This is a genomic window from Pseudomonas sp. NPDC077451, from assembly GCF_044543345.1.
Classification (GTDB): domain Bacteria; phylum Pseudomonadota; class Gammaproteobacteria; order Pseudomonadales; family Pseudomonadaceae; genus Stutzerimonas.
In genome coordinates this window covers 1-19,331 of the sequence record NZ_JBITVX010000022.1, presented here as the reverse complement: position 1 = coordinate 19,331, position 19,331 = coordinate 1, and the positions used below count along the sequence as shown (strand labels likewise).

Sequence of the window (19,331 nt, the reverse complement as noted above, 5' to 3'; positions counted from 1 at the left end):
TTGTCTCCGATTGCAGGCACCACAGAGGTGGCGGCGATCAATTGGTGCGTAGCGATTGAAGGTAGCGGCGCAAGGCAAAGCCCAGAGATAGCACCGTTAGCGCGATGAAGAACCAGTCGATGGGGCCACGAATAAACACATCGAAACTGTTGCTGCTGATCAGCAGGGAACGACGGAAGTTGTCTTCCAGCATCGGCCCCAGGATGAAACCGATCAGAAACGGTGCTGAGGCGAATCCGGTACGGTTGAAAACGAAGCCGACCAGGCCGAACACCAGCATGACAGCGATATCGAAGGTGCTGTTGTTCACGGCGTAGGCGCCGTAGATGCAGAACATCAACACGATGGGGAACAGGATCCGCTTGGGAACGTCGGCAATCCTGGAAAAATACCGGATCGCCAGTTTGCCGGTACCGAACAGCACCACGGAGCTGAGCATGATGCCGCAGAACAGCGCGTAGATCAGATTCATGTTCTCTTGGAAAAGAATCGGTCCGGGAGTCAGTCCATGGATCATGAAAGCGCCGAGGATGATCGCGGTGATCACGTCGCCGGGGATTCCCAATGACAGCAGCGGAATCATGGTCGCGCCGGCAACTGCGTTGTTGCCCGCCTCGGCCGCGGCGACACCCTCGATTTCGCCCTTGCCGAAGTTGTCCCTGTTGGGCGAATTGCGGCGTGCCTCCGAGTAGGAGATGAACGAAGCGGCCGTCGCGCCAGTGCCCGGAATGGCACCGATAATCACACCGATGAAGCTGCCGCGAACGATGCTGCGCATGCTGCCTTTGAGCTCCTGCCAGGTCACGTCGGCACCCGCCACGGCGGTCTGGATGTGCTCACGGGCCCGCGACAGATAGAACTCGAGGATCTCGGGAATGGCGAACAGACCAATCAACAGCGGGATGAAGTTGATGCGATCCATCAGGTTGTAACTGCCGAAAGTCAGGCGCTCGGTACCGTAGACCGGATCCATGCCAACCAGCGCGAGAATCACACCTAAAGCAGCGGCGACCAATCCCTTCATCACCGAATCACCGGAGACGGAAATGATGATGGTCAGCGAGAAGCAAATCAGCCAGAAATACTCCGGCGGCCCGAAGTTCAGCGCCAGCTTGGCCAGGTAACCCGCCAGGAAGATCAGCGACAGATTGGAGATGAAGTCGGCGATACAGGACGCGTACAGCGCCATGGACAGCGCTTTCTTGGCTTCACCCTTCTGCGCCATCGGGTAACCGTCCAGCAGCGTGCTGGCCGACGCTGGCGAGCCCGGGGTGCGGATCAGGATGGCAGTGATCGATCCGCCATACATGCCGCCCTTGTAGATACCGACCAGCAGCAGGATCGCGGTGACAGGCTCCATGCCGAAGGTGAACGGCAGCGCCAGGGCTACCGCCATGGTTGCGGTCAGCCCAGGAATGGCGCCGATCACGACGCCAATCACCACGCCGAGCGCGATCATCAGGATGTTTTCCACGCTCAGGAAAAGGCTGAGCACCTCGAGGATCTGGTCCATTTCATAGTCTCATCAAGCGGGTACTCAATATCCCCAGAGGGAGCCGTAAGGCAGGGGAACATTCAGGCCATAGTCGAAGGCCAGGCAGATACCGATCGGCATCGCAACACCCAGCAGATAAATACCAATGCGCCTGATCCCCATGGCAACGAACAGCAACATCGTGGCCAGCACGCCACAGACCGCCGCGCCTAGCAGCTCGAGCCCGAAGTAGTAAACGGCGAAGGCCAGCAACGGCAGCAGCCATTGATGGAGCGGCAAGTCGCGCAGTTTGGTGTACTTTTCTGCCCGCTCACGCTTCGGGCCGAACATCGTGCCCAGCACCAGACCGATACCAAGCAACAGAATCATCCACCCCATGATCTGAGGAAGGATCAGGGGCGACAGCAGAGGTGACTGAAGCCTGCGAGGCTCAACGATGTACGCTGGAACCAGATAAAACAGAAATGTAAGGGATGCCACGATGAGAACCAGACCGGCAGCTGCATCGACGCTGGCAAGCCTGGAGACTCTCTGGCGAATGGCGGTGTTTTTCATAATCCATCCAGTTAGGCAGAGGCGTCCCTCGCGGCGACGCCCCCTTGAAGCTGTTGAGGCTTATTCGCCGAGTCCGGCGGCTTCGACCAAATCAGCCCACTGCTTGATATCCCGCTCGACCATGGACTTGAACGCTTCCCCGGATTCCTTGCCGGCGACAGCGCCCAGCTGCGGAAGGAAATCCTTGAACGCCTGGCTTTGCATGACATTGTTTACGCCGGTCTGCAGCTTGCCGTAGGCCTCGTCGGACATCGAGGCGCTACCGATGAGACCGAACCAGGCGGAGGTGGCAAAGTCGGACAGCCCCTGCTCAGCACCGACGGACTGCACGGTCGGCACGTCCGGCAGGAAGGGCGAAGGCTCGCTGGTGCTGACAGCCAGTACCCGCAGCTGCCCGGACTTGATCATCGGATAGACAGTCGGCAGGTTCTCGAACGAAAAGTCGACATCACCCGACAGCAGTGCCGGAAGTGCCTCGCCACTCCCACGGAACGGAACGTGGGTCATCTGGGACGCACCGATCTTGGCTTTGAACAGTTCACCCGACATATGGATGGAGCTGCCGATGCCGGGCGAGCTGAAGGAGAGCTGCTCGGTTTTCGCGGCTTGCACAAACTCTTCGAAGGTCTGGAACTTGCTCTTGGCCGGTACAACCAGGACGTTAGGGATATCAATAACGTTCTGAATAAAGCGGACGTCTTTTACCGGGTCGTAGGCCAGGGGATAAAGACTCGCGCCGACAGTGTGCCCCGGGGAGGCCATCAGCACGCGGTAATCGGCATCGCGCTTGGAAACGCGGGCCAGTTGCGCGGTGGCAACCGTGGTGCCGGCACCCGGGCGGTTCTCGACGATCACGTTCACACCCAGTTCCGTGCCCAGCAAGTCAGCCACCCGACGGGACAGGATATCCGTGGAGCCACCGGCGGCGTACGGAACGACCAGCGTGATGTTCTTGGACGGCCAATCGGCAGCCTGGGCGGCCGTACCGAGCAGCGGAAGCAACACGGCAACGCTTGTCGCCACCAGCATTTTCATCAACTTGTTCATATTATCTCTCTTGTGGTTGCGTGTTTGATGACCCGGCATGTCGCAACATGACCGGGCTTACGTCCAGCTCAGGCAGTGAGCCAGTACCGGTTACTGGATGAGTTACTTGAGTTGCTCGATGACCCCCTTGCTTTTCAGCGCCTCCAGCGCATCGGCTGAAAGTCCCAGTCGGGACTTCAGCACCTGCTCCGTGTGTTCACCGAGCATCGGCGCCGGCCGCTGGTACTCGACCGGCGTATCGGAAAGCTTCACCGGGCTCCCGACCATCCTGAAGTCCGGATTCTTGGCGTGCGGGATGTCGACCAGCATGTTGCGCGCCAGTACCTGCGGTTCGGCCAGGGCGCGGCCGATGTCGTTGATCACGCCGACCGGTACCTTCGCCGCATGGATCCGGCTCACCCAATTGTCGGCGGTGTCCTTGAGGAAGTGCTCGGACAGCAGCCCGACGATGGCGTCGCGGTTGCGCACGCGGTCGGCGTTCTTGGTGAAGCGCGGGTCCAGCGGCAGTTCCGGCAGGCTGATGGCATCGCACAGGGCCGCGAACTGTGTGTCGTTGCCACAGGCGACGATGAAATCCATGTCGCTGGCGGTGAATACCTGATACGGCACGATGTTTACGTGGGCGTTGCCCTGACGGCCCGGCGGTTTGCCGGTGCTCAGGTAGTTCTGGCTCTGGTTGCCCAGGGCCGCCACCTGCACGTCCAGCAGCGCCATATCGCAGTGCTGGCCGCGACCTGTCTTCTCACGGGCCAGCAACGCCGCCTGGATGGAGATGGTGGAATACAGGCCGGTCATTACATCCGCCACGGCCACGCCCACTTTCTGCGGGCCGGCACCCGGCACACCGTCCTTCTCGCCGGTGATGCTCATCAGACCGCCCATGCCCTGGATGATGAAGTCGTAGCCGGGCTCTTCGGCGCGCGGGCCGGTCAGACCGAAACCGGTGATCGAGCAGTAGACCAGGCGCGGATTGAGCTTCGACAGGCTGTCGTAATCCAGCCCGTACTTGGCCAGCGAGCCGGCCTTGTAATTCTCGATCAGCACGTCGGAGGTGGCCGCCAGTGCTCGCACCAGTTCCTGACCTTCGGGCGTGGCGATGTTCACAGCCACCGACAGCTTGTTGCGGTTGGTGGACTGGTAATAGGACGCCTCGACGCTGTTCTCGCCATCCGGCGTTTTCATGTAAGGCGGGCCCCAGCCACGGGTGTCATCACCCACACGCGGCCGTTCGACCTTGATCACTTCGGCGCCAAGGTCGGCCAGAACCTGGCCGCACCAGGGGCCAGCCAATACACGACTCAGGTCGAGCACCCGAATCCCACTCAATGCACCCATGTCTCTTACCTTTTCAACACGGCCGGCGCAGAACGCCGCCGACCTGGTTCAGATGAGCAAACGGCCTGTGCTCAGACGCGCTCGATGACCATGGCCAGGCCCTGGCCGACACCGATACACAGGCTGATCACCGCGTAGCGCTTGCCGCTGCGCTGCAGTTCGCGCGCGGTGGACAGCGCCAGGCGCGCCCCGGAAGCCCCCAGCGGATGGCCCACGGCGATGGCGCCACCGTTCGGGTTAACGCGCGGGTCGTCGAACGCCACCTCTAGGCCCTTCAGGCAGCCCAACACCTGCGAGGCGAAGGCTTCGTTGATCTCGATGATGTCCATGTCAGCCAGGCTCAGGCCAGCGCGGGTGAGTGCCTTGTTGATGGCCTCCACCGGACCGACGCCCATGATGCGCGGCTCGACGCCGGCAACGGCGGCGGACAGGATACGTGCCATCGGCTTGAGGCCGTGCTTCTCGCCCGCGGCCTGGCTGCCGATCAGCAGCGCGGCGGCACCGTCGTTCACGCCCGAGGCGTTACCCGCGGTGACCACGCCGTCTTCAAACAGCGGGCGCAGCTTGGTCAGTGCGGTCATCTCGGATTGCGGACGCGGATGCTCATCCTCGGCGATCACGCTCGGCGGGGTCTTGCGACCGGTCGGCACGCTCACCGGCACGATCTCCTCGGCGAAGAAACCAGCCTGGCGGGCGGCTTCGAACTTGGCCTGAGAGGCAGCGGCAAAGGTGTCTGCCTCTTCACGGCTGATGCCGAACTCGCGGGCCACATTGTCGCCGGTCTGCGGCATGCTGTCGTTGCCGAACTGCTCGACGATTTTCGGGTTCGGGAAGCGCGCGCCGATGGTGCTGTCGTACATCGTGTAATCGCGGCTATAGGCTTTTTCGGCCTTGGCCATGACGAACGGGGCGCGGGACATGCTTTCAACGCCACCTGCAACGAACAGATCGCCTTCGTTGCAGGTGACGGCGCGTGCAGCATCGACGACCGCGGCCAGACCACTGGCGCACAGGCGGTTGACGGTCTGGCCGGGCACGGTGACCGGCAGGCCGGAGAGCAGCACGGCATGACGAGCAATGTTACGGCTGTCTTCACCGGCCTGGTTGGTGTTGCCGAGGATCAGATCGTCGACGGCAGCCCCGTCAATGCCGGTGCGCGCAATCAGCTCGCGGATCACGTCGGCAATTAAATCATCCGGGCGAACCGGAGCCAGACCACCACCATGGCGACCGAAGGGAGTACGCAGGCCTGCGTAGATGTAGGCGTTCAGCATGATCATACCTATAAAGAAAAGGGTTATATGGCGGACGGCTCATCCAGGCGCAACGACAAGCCCAGTTGGGCACGGCGACGCAGCCAAGGGCTCGGTCGGTAACGCGGGTCGCCGGTCACGTCCACCATGCGCTCGAGTATGGACAGCAGGCGCTGCGGGCCAAGGCTGTCGCCCCAGGCCAGCGGGCCCTGCGGATAACCCAGGCCCAGACGCACGGCCTGATCAATGTCTTCGGGGCTGGCGATTTGCTGCTGAGCGATGTCGCAGGCCAGGTTGACCACCATGGCCAGCACTCGCTGAGCCACAAAGCCGACGCTGTCGCGAATCACGGTGACGCCCACGCCATCGCGGGCGAACAGCGCATGGGCGGCAGCGCGCATGTCCGGACGGGTAGCCGGGGTCATCATCAGCGTGCGATGGCGAGACAGATCGGTCAGCAGGTCCACGCACACCGTGCGGGCGGCATCCACGCCGAAGCGGTTGGCTGCGGTGGTGGCGTCATCGCCGTACGGCGCTATCAGGCACAGCGCCTGCTCGGAAGGACGATCGCCCTCCTCCACCTGCGCACCCAACGCATCGAGAAGCTCGGCCAGCTTCTGCTGGTCGTCTGCGCTCTCGGTGGCGACCCACACTGGCGGCAATCGCTCGACGCTCGGCACCGGTTGCGGTCGCGGCGCATCGACCATCTGGCCGTTCTGGTAGCGGTAGAACCCCTGCCCCACCTTGCGGCCTACGCGGCCGGCCACCAGCATCTGGCGGGTCAGCGGGGACGGCGTGTAGCGCGGGTCGTTGTAGAACTGGGTATAGATCGATTCCATCACCGGATGGGAAACGTCCAGCGCGGTGAGGTCGAACAGCTCCAGCGGGCCCATGCGAAAACCGGCGCCTTCGCGCAGGATGCGGTCCACATCGCCTTGCGGGGCGACACCCTCACCGAGGATCTTCAGGGCTTCGGTACCGTAGGCACGGCCGGCATGGTTGACGATGAAACCTGGGGTGTCCTTGGCGCGCACACCGGTGTGGCCCATGCGCCTGGCCAGGTCCAGCAGGGCATCGCTGACGGCCGGATCGGTGGCGATGCCGTCGATGACTTCGACCACCCTCATCAATGGAACAGGGTTGAAAAAGTGAAAGCCGGCGACTCGCTGCGGATGCTGACAGGCTGTGGCGATGGCGCTCACCGAGAGCGACGAGGTGTTGGTCGCCAGGATGCATTCGGCGTCGACGATGCCTTCGAGCTGAGTCAGCAAGCCGCGCTTGGCATCCAGATTTTCGACGATGGCTTCCACCACCATGTCGCAAGCGGCGAGCTCTTCGATGGCGGTGACAGGCTTGAGCATCGCCACGGCAGCGTCGGCGGAGGCCTGGGTGATCTTTTCCTTGGCCACCAGTTTGCCTAGGGTACTCGCGAGATTGTCGCGGGCAGTCACGGCTGCGCCCTCACGGGCATCATACAAACGCACTTCCACGCCAGCCTGCGCGGCAATCTGGGCTATGCCTGCACCCATTACGCCGGTGCCGACCAGCCCCATGGTGTTAATCGAGCGAGCCATGCTTACTCCCCGCGGTAGGTGGGTTTGCGCTTTTCGAAAAAGGCGGCGGCGCCTTCCTTCTGATCAGCGGAATCGAACAGTAGCTGGAACGCCTTGCGCTCCAGGGTCAGCGCGCTGTCCAGTGGCAGATCGGCGCCGGCCAGCATCACTTCCTTGATTTGTTGCACAGCCAGTGGCGGTAGCGCGGCGATTTCGCTGGCCAGGGCCAAGGCGCGCGAAAGGGTCTGATCGTCCGGCACCACTTCGCTGACCATTCCGATGGCCAACGCCTCGGGCGCCTTTACCATGCAGCCGGTCAGCGCGATGCGCATGGCCTGGAACTTGCCGACCGCGCGAATCAAACGCTGAGTGCCGCCGGCACCGGGCATTAGACCGAGTTTGACTTCCGGCTGACCGAAACGGGCCGACTCCCCGGCCACGATGATGTCGCAGTGCATCGCCAGTTCGCAGCCACCACCCAGGGCGAAGCCATTAACGGCGGCGATGACCGGCTTCGGACAGCGAGCAATCGGATCCCATAGCAGCTCGGTATGACGACCATACATCTCGATCGGCGAGGCGCTGGCAAACTCCTTGATATCCGCACCTGCGACGAAGAACTGCTCACCACCGGTAAGCACGACGGCGCGAATGTCGTCACGCCGGGCGAGCGCGCGGAAGTGCTCAGCCAACTGATGACGCACGCTCGCATTGAGCGCGTTCTTGGCTTCGGGACGGCTGATACGCACGACGGCGACACCGTTATGGGGATACTCCAGCAGTACGACTGGATCGAGTGGTTGGCTCATCTCTGCTCCGCTTTTGGTCACGCAGACATGTCTGCTATGCGAAACTGTATTTCGCTTTTTTTCGTGGGCGATAGGTTTTAACGTTGTTTTCTTTAAATGTCACCCCCTACGCATACGACTTTGGTCGGAAGATACGGCACAACAGAGGGCGCATACAGAAAATAATTTTAAATTAAAAGCATCGCTTGCTTGATGTCCGCTATGCGGAATACAATTTCGAAAAGCTTGATTTAATAAAAAAAGAGGCTATACCATGCAACGTAAGATCAAAGATTGCTCCCCGGATCAAGGCGCGCTTTCAGAGACCGAACGGGTCCTGCTCGATCCGATATCGGCGCTCGAAGATGAGGAAAAGGATCGCCAGTTCGTAACTGCGCTGGCGCGCGGCCTGGAGTTGCTTCGCTGTTTCAGCCCGCGCGAAAGCGTGTTGAGCAACCAGGAGCTGGCCCGCAAGGCCAACCTGCCCCGGCCGACCGTCAGCCGTCTGACTTACACGCTGACGCGCCTGGGTTATTTGAAGCAACTGCCCCAAGGCAAGTATCAGCTGGACGTCGGTGTAATGTCGTTTGGCTACGGGATGCTCTCTAATCTGTCGATTCGGGCGGTAGCGCACCCTCTAATGGAGCAGATGGCCAACCACGCAAATGCGGCGGTGGCGATGGCGGCCCGGGACCGGCTGCAGATGGTTTACCTGGACGTGGTGCACGGTCAGGGCAACCTCACGATGCGACGTCAGGTGGGCACCCATCTACCTATGCATCTGAGCGCTGCGGGACGTGCGTGCCTGGCTGGTTTGCCGGAAAACGAGTGCGATTTTCTGCTGGACCATATTCGCACCCGGCATGCCGAGGACTGGCCCAAGCTCCGCAAAGGCCTGGAAAAGGCGTTCCGGGACTACGCCGACTACGGCTACTGCCTGTCGATTGGCGAGTGGCACCGGGATGTGAATGCGGTTGCAGTGCCCATGACGCATGCGCAGCACGGGCTGCTGGCCTTCAACTGCGGCGGCCCGAGTTTTCAGCTCTCGCGCGAAAAGCTGGAAGAGGACATCGGACCGCGGCTGGTCCACATGGTTAGCAACATTGAGGCCAGCACCCGCTGATGAAGAAGCGGGTCGTGCCTCGTCGATATGACGCGTCCGACCATCGGACCTTCGAGGAGTAACACATGATCCGCGATCCGGAAACGCTGCAAATCCTGCTGGATTCCATCCGCCAGTTCGTCAACGAAGCGCTGATCCCGCGCGAAAACGAAGTTGCCGAAACCGACTCGATGCCGGCGGACATCGTCGAGCAGATGAAGGAAATGGGTCTGTTCGGTCTGACCATTCCCGAGGACTTCGGGGGGCTGGGCGTGACCATGGAAGAGGAAGTGAACATTGCCTTCGAACTGGGCCGCACGTCCCCGGCGTTCCGCTCCTACATCGGCACCAACAACGGCATTGGCTCCATCGGCATCCTGCTCGACGGTACAGACGAGCAGAAAGCCAAGTACCTGCCCAAGCTGGCCGCTGGCGATTTCCTCAGCGCGTTCTGCCTAACCGAGCCGGACTCCGGCTCCGACGCCGCCTCCCTGAAGACCACCGCCGTTCGCGACGGTGATTTCTATGTCATTAACGGTACCAAGCGCTTTATCACCAATGCGCCTCATGCCGGCATCTTCACCGTAATGGCTCGTACCAACCGTGAAATCAAGGGCGCCGGTGGCATCAGTTCGTTCATCGTCGAAGCCAACATCCCAGGCGTCACGGTCGGCAAGCGGGATCACAAGATGGGCCAAAAAGGCGCCCACACCGCCGACGTGATTTTCGAAAACGTCCGCGTGCCGGCCGAGAATTTGATCGGTGGCAAGGAAGGCGTCGGCTTCAAGACCGCCATGAAAGTGCTGGACAAAGGCCGTCTGCACATCGCCGCACTCTCTGTGGGCGCGGCCGAGCGTATGCTTGCCGACTCCCTGCAGTACGCCATTGAGCGCAAGCAGTTCGGACAGCCCATCGCCGAATTCCAGCTGATCCAGGCCATGCTGGCCGACAGCAAGGCCGAGATTTACGCTGCGCGCTGCATGGTGCTGGATGCCGCGCGCAAGCGCGACGAAGGCCTGAACGTCAGCACCGAGGCATCCTGTGCCAAGATGTTCGCCACCGAGATGTGCAGCCGCGTGGCCGACCGAGGCGTGCAGATCCATGGTGGCGCCGGGTACGTCAGCGAATATGCCATCGAGCGGTTCTACCGCGACGTGCGCCTGTTCCGCCTGTACGAGGGCACGACGCAGATCCAGCAAATAATCATAGCCCGCAACATGATCCGCGAAGCACAGCGCTGACAGACAGACCCTGCCTCAGCTCGCGCCGGATGCCAGCCGCGCCGCAACGAAGTCTACGAAGGCGTTGATCTTCGGCAATGGCTGGCGACTGACAGGCCATCGAATGCCGCGCGTACGGACCCTGGATAGCTATCCAATAACGGGACCAGGCGTTGCTGCCCGATGGCTTCAGCCACAATTGTATTCAGCGGCTTTCGGTGGGAGGCTGTACATTGCGCCCTTAGGCAAATCAGTCCTGCCAAACCCACCTCAGTTCAATAGACGCTTTCGGCTAGCCCCGTGGGTGCCAAGCGAACGCAGCATCGACTAATGCTATTACCGAGTTTTGCCTTGGCTGCCTTATCATGCGCGTTGCTTTTGGGCCGATTACGCCGCTCGATACCCGGCTAACAGTTAGCTGCGCCTCGAACAAAAAAAGGTTTGAGAGCCCGATAGCCGGTGTGAAGGTCGACGTCTCCCGGCCTTGCCGGGCCGCGCTGTCGTGCTGTGCATCGAGCTGGCAGGCCATCTCGCCCCGTCGGGCTTCCATCGTTCCCTCCCCCAGGTCGGCTGACGCCTGCGCGCTCCGCTTGCCAGTCCGTGCCAGAGAGTGAATATGGGGCGTTCTTGCTGGTTTCCTTCACCTTGTCACGGCGTGCTCGTCGTAAAGGGCTGCACGCGCAGGGCGCGTTGGCGGCCTAGGGCCGGCGGTGCCCCTGTGACGGCTTGCGCTGCGCCGTGCCGGGTCGGTTCCGGGCAATTTCGCCCGAGCAACCGGAGCACGCTGCCATGGCACAGTTTTCGTTTTCCTTTGACGCTTCCCTCCTCGTTCGTGATGAACAGGGACGCTATCTGCCAGCTACGGCCGATCAAATCCTTGAAGCGGCGCGTCAGGTCGTTGATCTGAAAAGAAAACGCGGCGCGCCATTTACTTCTCCTGACATCGTCAAGGACTACCTGGGCGCCAAGCTCGCAGGTCTTGAGCACGAGGTCTTTGCGGTGCTGTTTCTCGACAACCAGCATAGGCTGATTCGCTACGTCGAATTGTTTCGGGGGACCATCGACAGTGCTTCGGTGTACCCGCGGGAAGTGGTGAAAGAAGCGCTAAAGCTCAATGCCGCGGCGGTGATCCTTTCGCACAACCATCCGAGTGGGAGTCCAGAACCGAGCCAGGCGGACAGGACCCTGACCAAGCGGCTAACTGACGCGCTGGCGCTCGTCGATGTCCGGACGCTGGATCACATCATCGTGGCTGCTCATGAGCGGGTGTCGTTGGCAGAGTTGGGGCTAATTGTAGCCGCAACGGGGGCTTAGGCCCCTTCTCCGCCGAGGCGGGTTCGCTGCGGCTCGATCCTAGCCTCGGTCCAGATGGTCGGCAAAACATTACGTAATAGCTCCAGACAGGGTTTTCATTGCTAGCCGATCTTTGGAAAAACCTGGAGCAGGAGCTAATGCAGCTATGGTGACGACCTCACTGCTCTCCAGCTGATCATCGTAACGCCGCGTCCGGCGCCCCTTCGGGAACTCTCGGCGAGGCCAGGGTGATAACGGTGAAGCCCCCCCTCCATAGGGAAGAGTACCGGCATAGGAGCGGAGCTTCGCCCGTACCTGCGTTCGTGAGACAAGGCATGCGGTTCAGCTTCCTCACGGCAACTTCCCGCACGAAGCCGTGTAATAGTGCCTCAGAACAGACCAGGTCACGCCATTGCCAGCGCCGATGAGCAGTCGCAGCTACTCGATTCGCGGATGGTCCAGGATGGCTGGCAGGCTTGCCGGCTCTTCAGCCGATCCAGCCCAGCGTCATCCGTCATCCGCTTCGGGCATTTAGGCCGAGCTACCGAAGTAGTATGCCGTTGATGAAGTTCAGACGAGCACATACCTCAATAAGGTTAGCTGAGAAGAATATCTGACATGACGGCCGAAACACCCCGGACAACGGACCCAGGATTGTCAATATCTACGATGCCAAGACCCACCTGTGGCAGCTGATCCTTGGGGCCAGCCAAGGCAATCCCTTCGTGATCGCAAAAGCCGGCGAGCCGATGGTCAAGGTTGTTGCGATTAGCCAAGAAACCAAACCGCGGCGCGTTATGCTTGCCGGGATGTATGACGTTCCGGAGGACATCGACTCGCCGTTCAAGAGCTTCCGCTTCCGGCGCAAAGCAGCCTCACGGCGAAGTTTTATAATCTGGATAGGCCTACCGAAGAATGCAGAAGGTCGGACGCGGGATTGTTTGTTAGTTTGAATGAGTAACCAGGAATCCCATTTCAGAGGTGCGATCTATGTCCTCATCCCTTCCAGAAGGTAACCGGTACCACGGCTGGAACATCGTTGCTGCCGCCACGGTCCTCACGCTGCTGACGGTTGGAATGCGCCTCGGGATCGGGCCATTTTTCCTACCAATGGCGGAAGACCTGGGTTTTAGCCGCAGTCTTCTGGCTACCATCGTTGGGGTTGGAATGCTGTTCTATGGTTTAGCGATGCCTTTGGCGGGATACCTTGTTGGGGCCATAGGTACGCGCTCGGTACTATTGCTTGGAACGGCGATAGTTATTGCCTCAACGATGTGGACGGTCGTTGCGCGTACGCCTTTCACGTTTCTACTCTCATTCGGCGTGCTGCTCTCGGTTGGTCTCGCGTTCACTAGTCCAGTAGCCCTGACCCCAGTCATTAGCCGGTGGTTTACTCGGCAACGTGGTATGGCGCTGTTCTTTCTGTCCACGGGCTCAATGGCTGGCATGGCGGTTATGACGCCGCTGCTAACTCTCTCCATTACCTTATTTGACTGGCAAACCACCCTTGTCGGCTTCGCTATTTCATTTGCTGTGGTAACCGTGCCGGCAGCCTTATTCATCATTAAGGACGAGGTGCCGCAAAACGCGGATCTGCTTCCAGCGACACCTGGTTCTGCGCCCTCCATTAATGATGCGACGCCTGCGGAGCTCACGTTCGGTGCCGCTATGCGCACTTCGCCCTTTTGGAAAATTGTGCTCGGCCTGTTCGCATGCGGATACAGCATGAATCTTCTTGGGACCCATGGTGTGCCTATGCTCATGGATCACGGATTCGATGCCATGACGAGTTCTTATGGCATCGGGCTTATCGGCCTCGTAGCCATCGCTGGAACGCTGATACTTGGTCGATTGTCGGACCGGCTGCCTCGAAGGAACATCTTGGGGGCGATTTACTTCATTCGGGGCCTGGGATTCTTTGCGCTGCTCCTGGTGGGTACCCATTGGGAGCTGTACATCGCGGCAGCCATTGGTGGAATGGTTTGGGCGGGCAGTATTGCAGCTTCGTCGGCCATACTCGCGGACGTCTATGGCGTGCGGCTAGTTGGCGTTATGTACGGAACTGCTTATTTGGGCCATCAGGTAGGGGCGATGATCAGCTCTTGGCTAGGCGGGTGGGGATTCGAGCATTTCGGTACCCATTGGCTCGCCTTTGGTAGTTCAGGCGGGCTGCTTTTGATCGCCGCAGTGGTATCGCTAAGGCTGCCGTTGAAGGGTTTCACATTGCCGCAGCTAACGGTATCAAAAGCCTGAACCGCTGGGTTTCCGAAGCGTAGCAACTTCTGTGGCGCGGCCATACCGAGCGGTGTGCCCTAGTTGCTCACTGCGACCTCAGCGAGGTGTTATCGAATCGAGCAGCATACCCCGACGAAGCCGAGGCCGGGCCGGCCACGCCGATCGCTTTGAGCTTATTGTCACTATCCTTACTAGCCAGCACCCGCAACATAAGAACAAGCCATTAGGGGAGCGTTTGATGCTTGCAGAACGGGAAGATGGGGCCTTGGCGGCGCAGTTGGAGCCGAAGCGTAATCCGTTCGTGAGGGCAATGGCGTTCATGCTGGCTGCGGCGGTTCTGATTCCACTACTGAACGCGGAAGTGAAGTACCTCGGCGTGTTCTATCCGGTTATCCAATTGCTCTGGTGCCGCTACTTCGGCCATGTGGCCTTCACGCGCCGCGCAAAGGTTCGGCGCTGTTTCGCTCTCAACGCCCTTGGTTGCAAATCGTGCGGTCGCTGCTGTTCTGTTTTACCTCCTTCCTGATGTTCTGTGCGCTCCAGTACGTGCCGGTGGCGACCGCAGCGGCGGTGAGTTTCACGGCGCCTATGGTGATCCTGGTGCTGGCGCCGTTCATGCTGGCCGAGAAGGTGGGCTTGCTGAAAATAATCGCAGTCGTCTGTGGGTTCGCTGGCACGCTGCTTGTTATCCAGCCAGGTGGCGATGCCTTTCATCCTGCCGCGCTACTGGTGCTCTTGAGCGCTTGTACGTCGGCGCTCACGCAGATTCTGTCGCGCAAGCTCGCCGGGCACGACACACCGGAAACGTCCAACACATACATGGCGGCCGCTGGATTTGTATTAACGAGCCTGATGCTGCCGTTTATCTGGCAGTCGCCGGACGGTTTGTTGCACCTCGGTTTGCTGATCAGCATGGGCATCCTAGGTGTTTGCGGGCACTATTGCCTGGTGCGCGCCTTCGAGGTAGCCCCGGCTCCGTTCGTGGCACCGTTTACTTACTTGCAGATCATCGGCGCCAGCCTGCTGGGCTACCTGTTTTTCGCCGAACTGCCGAATCTGTGGAGCCTCATCGGCACCTTCATCATCGTGCTGAGCGGGTTAGTGGTATTGCTTGGCGAGCAATACCTTGAGATGCGTCTAAGGGCGTCGGCTCGATGTTCTAGCTGAGACTTCCGAGCATTCACGCCGATGGTAATCGTCACATGAAGCGCCACCCTTCCCTCCCTGCTGGCGCAGATTATCCTCGGTGCGACTGACGATCCTGGCAAACACCGGATTGGCCATGTCCGGCAGGATGAGCCAACCGTGCGTGTCTGCCCGCGCTGCAGGTTTCGAGCCCTCTCGTCGGAGCGGTAGTTCAGTTGGCCAATCGCTCACATGACCAGCACGCGGGTTTCCGCCCCGACAGAGCCGGTTCCCGACAGCACGCAGAATCCGGTACCGACGCCGATCCCGGCTAGCCGAGCGACACTGATGGTGATCGGCTTTCCAGGCATAAGGTCCCTAAGTCCGGCCCACAAGGAACCGTACAGCCGCCCGAAGAGCAGAGACTCTGACGCATGGCTGGATCCAACAACGCCCTGACAACGTAGCGGCAGTGCTTCCTCAATACATCGAATCCACCTCCGGCACGATCTCGAACAGATCGCCCACCAGACCATAGGCAGCCACCTGAAAGAGCGGCGCTTCCTCGTCCTTGTTGATCGCGACGATCACCTTGGAGCCTTTCATACCTGCCAAGTGCTGGACGGCACCGGAGATGCCCACGGCGATGTACAGCTGCGGCGCTACGATCTTGCCGGTCTGGCCGACCTGCATGTCGTTCGGCACGAAGCCGGCGTCGACCGCTCCGTTCGACGCGCCCGCCACCTTGCTAGCTCAGGGCCTGACGGGAACGATCTCATCGCCGACGAAGTGACCGATGATGTAATCGTTTGGTCCCAGGGCATCATTTTTTTCCGGGCCGAACGGTTGCTGGTACTGCTTGATCAGGCCGTCGTATTGCTCGATGGCGTAGAAACCGTCACGCACCTCATTGCCTTTGGTGCTGCCGGCCTTCTCGATCGCCAGCGCGGTCAGGTACATGGCATCATAGGCGTTGGCGATGCCGGTCGCCGGGGTCACGTCCGCCAGGCTCTTGATTTCCGGATAGCGCGCTTTCAGGGCCGCCAGCAGGGCGCTGCCCTTCTCGCCGCTGTCTTCGGTGAACAAGTAGGTCTGCACGAAATGCACCCGCTCGGCATCCGGCCCGGCCAGCTCACCAAAACGGCCACCCGCCGGCCCCCAGTGGGAGACGATCGGGACGTCCCAGCCCATGCGGTCGAGCGACTTGACAACCTGCGCGGACGGTCCGACATTCGCCACCAATATTAGCGAGTCGGCGCCAGCATTTCTCAGCCGCGTCAGCTGCGGCAATACGTCCAGATCGCTGTCCTGTACGCGCTCGCCCCCTGCAGACGTCATGCCGCGCTTGTCCAGCGCACGCTTTAGGCCGGCCTCATTGGATTCGCCCCAGGGGTTGTTGATCAGAACCATTCCTGACTTCTGCATTTCGCGCTTGTCGACGCCGTACTCGACCAGGGCCTCGTCGACCAGCTCGTCGACCGCGAGACGCGAAAGACGTAGTTGTCCTTGGCGCCGTTCTCGGTGATCTTGGTGCCTGCGGCCCAGACTCCCATGAACGGCACCTTCATCTGGTTGGTCAGCGGCACGATGGCCAGGGACACCGGTGTGTCCAACCCGCCGAACAGCACCGCCACCTGTTCCCGCTGCACCAGCTCGCGGGCGGCGAGCATGCCCTTCGACGGGTTGCTTTCGTCGTCACGGCGCACCAGTTCCATGAATAGAAAGATTTCAGTCCCTACGAGGGTTCGCTGAAGCGGGTGGCAGGCCTCTGCAAAAGGCCTACGACCGATAAAACCACAGGCACGCGTATCATTCACGATGTCACGCCGCATCCTCATCTAATGCCCTATGGTCGGCAGGCAGAACCATCGCAAGGGACGCCAGTTCAACTCCCTATCGACCATTCGTCGGGAGTTTGCCAAAGGGGGCATTTCAGGGGGCACTTATCGATAGACCCATATAACTTTTCTTTAAAATCAATAGCTTATTGCAGTAATTATAAAGCCCCCGGCTCCACCATCACAAGCACAAAGCCCCGTACTCCGGGGCTTTGTGCTGTCTGAGCTTGTCATTTCCGGCAGGTGTGACATCAAGCAGTCACATCGAAGTGGGGCATCAGCAGGTGCCTACGATGAAATCCACCCCTACCTACCTCTCCCGGAATCGCCACGGAACCTTCTACTTCCGGATGGTGATCCCAGCCTTCCTGCGCCATCGAGTCAACGGCAAGCGGGAAATACGGCGCTCACTAAAAACTGATAGCGAAAGGCTAGCGCTAAAACGCGCTCGGCAGCATGCTGCACGCTTTGATTCAATTTTCGACCGAGCTTCACGCATGATCGAGCACAACGACTACGAGCCCAGCCCGGAAGACTTCGACATCTTCGAGGAGCTATGCGGCAGCCCGAAAAGCAATGGTGCTGGCGCATGGTCCAGCCCAGACCACACCCCGAAAAAAACAGAGCCTGCGCTATCCAATGCGGAGATAGAAGAACGCCAGCGGCGTCATTGCATTGCTGAGCTACTGACAGGACGGCACAACCGTCCTATTCCGAGCGAGCTAGAGCCGCTGGCACTGCAACTGCTTGAGCTGACCCGGTCCTACAAACCCACCGAACTTCCATCGGAGCTGCCCAAGTTTCGCGAACAGTTGGCTACTAGCCGCCTGCGACAAGAAGCTGATTCAGCAACCGCCCGTTCACCAGCGCGCGTAGAGGCGCCAGCCTTTGACCCCAAAATGGCCAACTGGACGCTTTATCAAGTGTGGCAGCATCAGCTAGAACGAGACAAAGCGGATACATCATCAACTGGTGGGCAAGCCAACCGCAGCGGCTCACTCGAAGAAAATGAGCGATTTGCACGGGTAATGACGGTGCTGACAGAGCACAAACCTGTATGCCAGTTAACCAAATGGGACTGGCAGAAAGCCTATGATGCGGCGCGCAGAATGAAGGCTGGTGCCGAGGCGTCACTTACCCCTCCGACGCCCCTCAGCGAGCTCCTGACCGATAATTTGGAACAGATGACCGGGCATGACCGAACGAATACCTTCATCACCACAATGAAGGGCATACAAGAGCACGCCTTGTTTCTTGAACTGACCACAATCAGCCCGGACAGCCTGTTGATTAAGCAGGTTCAGAAGCGCGAGTCTGAACGCACTCGAAAGGGTAAGGCTTTTTCAGCCAAGGATGTCGAAGCCATCTTTTCCGGGTACATCTATCAAGGCCCAGTTCCAAGCAATAGAACCAAAGCATATCCATTCTGGTTCTGGCTCCCCCTAGTCGCTTACTTCACCGGCGCTCGCACAAACGAAATAGCTCAGCTCGATACTGCCGACATCCGGGAGATCGATGGACATCCGTGCTTCGACTTTTGCCCTGATGATCCAAATGCCTTCGAGGCGAAGCGAGTGAAAACAGAAGAGGCACGACAAGTTCCGGTTCACCCACGCTTGATTGAGCTGGGCTTTCTCGAATACGTAGGAAGTCAGCGCCAAGCTAAGCAGAAAAAATTGTTTGGCGACGGCCTGAGCTATCTACCGCCCAGAGACGAAGATACGAACCACAACAAGGAAGGATGGGCCAAGAGTGCTAGCAAGTTCTTTAACGAAAAACCCAAAGGATATTTAGTCGAGATAGGCGTGCACGTGCCGAATGACGGCAAAAGCATTTACTCATTCCGACACACGCTAGAAACCAATTTGCGCAACATCCGGCGCAGCGGAACGCCTGTAGCCCAGTATCTAATTGACGCAATTACAGGACACGCGCCCGAAGAACCAATCTCACTACCAGCCATTGATAAAACCACCGTTGATGCGATCACCGGGCACCTCCCCTCGGACATCGCAGGAAAGAATTACGACGACGGAGCCACGATCCAACACAAATTAGCGGCCTTAAAGCTCCTACCAATCCCCGAAGCCATAAAGCAACTAACAAGCTATCGAGTGGACTTTGTTGAGCGCTTTGAAGAGACTCTCAACAAGAGCATCAACAGCCATCGTAGAAAGCATCCGCGACCCATATAACCTAATTAAAACCCCGCCAAGCAAGCGGGGTTTTTAATATAAGCAAAGCACGCAGAGGAAACTACGCATCCATCATAACCACCGAAAAGCTGGAGCTATATTTTTCCGCCACCGAATCAAGCACCCCTCTGAGCGCATCCTTTTGTATATCTCGCCCCCTTGGAGTTACCAGCTTCTTCTCCACCTCGACATCCGTACTCAACGTAAGCGTCTAGCTAACTCACCTTGCGTATCTGTATCACAGGCTGCACGGGTAGCTGTATCACACGCTGAACGCTTACCGTGTATCACATCGTG

The 19,331-nt window shown here is 59.6% G+C and carries 14 protein-coding genes and 2 pseudogenes; 7 read left to right on the top strand and 9 right to left on the bottom strand.

Annotated elements, in window-relative coordinates; genetic code table 11:
* Positions 1–37 precede the first annotated feature (37 nt).
* The 7 genes from ACIGHL_RS21410 to ACIGHL_RS21380 form a co-directional block, all read right to left on the bottom strand.
* Positions 38–1,513 (bottom strand): tripartite tricarboxylate transporter permease, encoded by a 1,476-nt coding sequence (locus tag ACIGHL_RS21410; protein WP_216707331.1) that lies wholly within the window; start codon positions 1,511–1,513, stop codon positions 38–40.
* Between the two features lie 24 nt (positions 1,514–1,537).
* Positions 1,538–2,050, bottom strand: a complete 513-nt coding sequence (locus ACIGHL_RS21405; RefSeq protein WP_216707332.1) for a tripartite tricarboxylate transporter TctB family protein — start codon at positions 2,048–2,050, stop codon at positions 1,538–1,540.
* A gap of 60 nt (positions 2,051–2,110) precedes the next feature.
* Positions 2,111–3,097 (bottom strand): Bug family tripartite tricarboxylate transporter substrate binding protein, encoded by a 987-nt coding sequence (locus ACIGHL_RS21400; RefSeq protein ID WP_216707333.1) that lies wholly within the window; start codon positions 3,095–3,097, stop codon positions 2,111–2,113.
* 102 nt (positions 3,098–3,199) lie between these two features.
* A complete protein-coding gene (locus ACIGHL_RS21395) occupies positions 3,200–4,432 on the bottom strand; it encodes a CaiB/BaiF CoA transferase family protein (RefSeq protein ID WP_216707334.1) in 1,233 nt (410 codons plus the stop codon).
* 71 nt (positions 4,433–4,503) lie between these two features.
* Positions 4,504–5,706: a 3-oxoadipyl-CoA thiolase gene (locus tag ACIGHL_RS21390; protein ID WP_216707335.1), complete on the bottom strand. Its 1,203-nt coding sequence runs from the start codon at positions 5,704–5,706 to the stop codon at positions 4,504–4,506.
* A gap of 23 nt (positions 5,707–5,729) precedes the next feature.
* Entirely contained in the window at positions 5,730–7,259 is a 1,530-nt protein-coding gene (locus tag ACIGHL_RS21385; protein ID WP_216707336.1) for a 3-hydroxyacyl-CoA dehydrogenase, read from the bottom strand.
* Between the two features lie 2 nt (positions 7,260–7,261).
* On the bottom strand, positions 7,262–8,047 hold the full coding sequence (locus ACIGHL_RS21380; RefSeq protein ID WP_216707337.1) for an enoyl-CoA hydratase: 786 nt from the start codon (positions 8,045–8,047) through the stop codon (positions 7,262–7,264).
* Positions 8,048–8,300: 253 nt separating this feature from the next.
* Here ACIGHL_RS21380 and ACIGHL_RS21375 point away from each other — a divergent pair, with 253 nt between their 5' ends.
* The 6 genes from ACIGHL_RS21375 (at position 8,301) to ACIGHL_RS21350 (ending at position 15,043) form a co-directional block, all read left to right on the top strand.
* Positions 8,301–9,149 carry an IclR family transcriptional regulator gene (locus tag ACIGHL_RS21375; RefSeq protein WP_125020925.1) on the top strand — a complete coding sequence of 283 codons (849 nt, stop codon included), beginning with the start codon at positions 8,301–8,303 and terminating at the stop codon, positions 9,147–9,149.
* A gap of 65 nt (positions 9,150–9,214) precedes the next feature.
* Complete coding sequence (locus ACIGHL_RS21370; protein WP_125020924.1) at positions 9,215–10,369, top strand: acyl-CoA dehydrogenase family protein; 1,155 nt, start codon at positions 9,215–9,217, stop codon at positions 10,367–10,369.
* Positions 10,370–11,137: 768 nt separating this feature from the next.
* On the top strand, positions 11,138–11,662 hold the full coding sequence (gene radC / locus ACIGHL_RS21365; RefSeq protein ID WP_230358357.1) for a RadC family protein: 525 nt from the start codon (positions 11,138–11,140) through the stop codon (positions 11,660–11,662).
* A gap of 969 nt (positions 11,663–12,631) precedes the next feature.
* Entirely contained in the window at positions 12,632–13,894 is a 1,263-nt protein-coding gene (locus tag ACIGHL_RS21360; RefSeq protein ID WP_125020922.1) for an MFS transporter, read from the top strand.
* Between the two features lie 220 nt (positions 13,895–14,114).
* Positions 14,115–14,402, top strand: coding sequence for a hypothetical protein (locus ACIGHL_RS21355; RefSeq protein WP_125020921.1), 288 nt, complete (start codon positions 14,115–14,117; stop codon positions 14,400–14,402).
* Complete coding sequence (locus ACIGHL_RS21350) at positions 14,366–15,043, top strand: DMT family transporter (RefSeq protein ID WP_125020920.1); 678 nt, start codon at positions 14,366–14,368, stop codon at positions 15,041–15,043. The genes ACIGHL_RS21355 and ACIGHL_RS21350 overlap by 37 nt, the downstream gene beginning before the upstream one ends.
* Before the next feature lie 438 nt (positions 15,044–15,481).
* Here ACIGHL_RS21350 and ACIGHL_RS21345 read toward each other — a convergent pair.
* Positions 15,482–15,739: pseudogene (locus ACIGHL_RS21345) on the bottom strand (FAD-binding protein); the annotation flags it as partial.
* A gap of 15 nt (positions 15,740–15,754) precedes the next feature.
* Positions 15,755–16,671, bottom strand: a pseudogene (locus tag ACIGHL_RS21340) (ABC transporter substrate-binding protein).
* Positions 16,672–17,132: 461 nt separating this feature from the next.
* Between ACIGHL_RS21340 and ACIGHL_RS21335 the strand changes: the two are divergent.
* The gene (locus ACIGHL_RS21335) at positions 17,133–19,034 is read left to right on the top strand and encodes a site-specific integrase (protein WP_128122013.1); all 1,902 of its coding nucleotides are present in this window, start codon (positions 17,133–17,135) and stop codon (positions 19,032–19,034) included.
* Positions 19,035–19,331 lie beyond the last annotated feature (297 nt).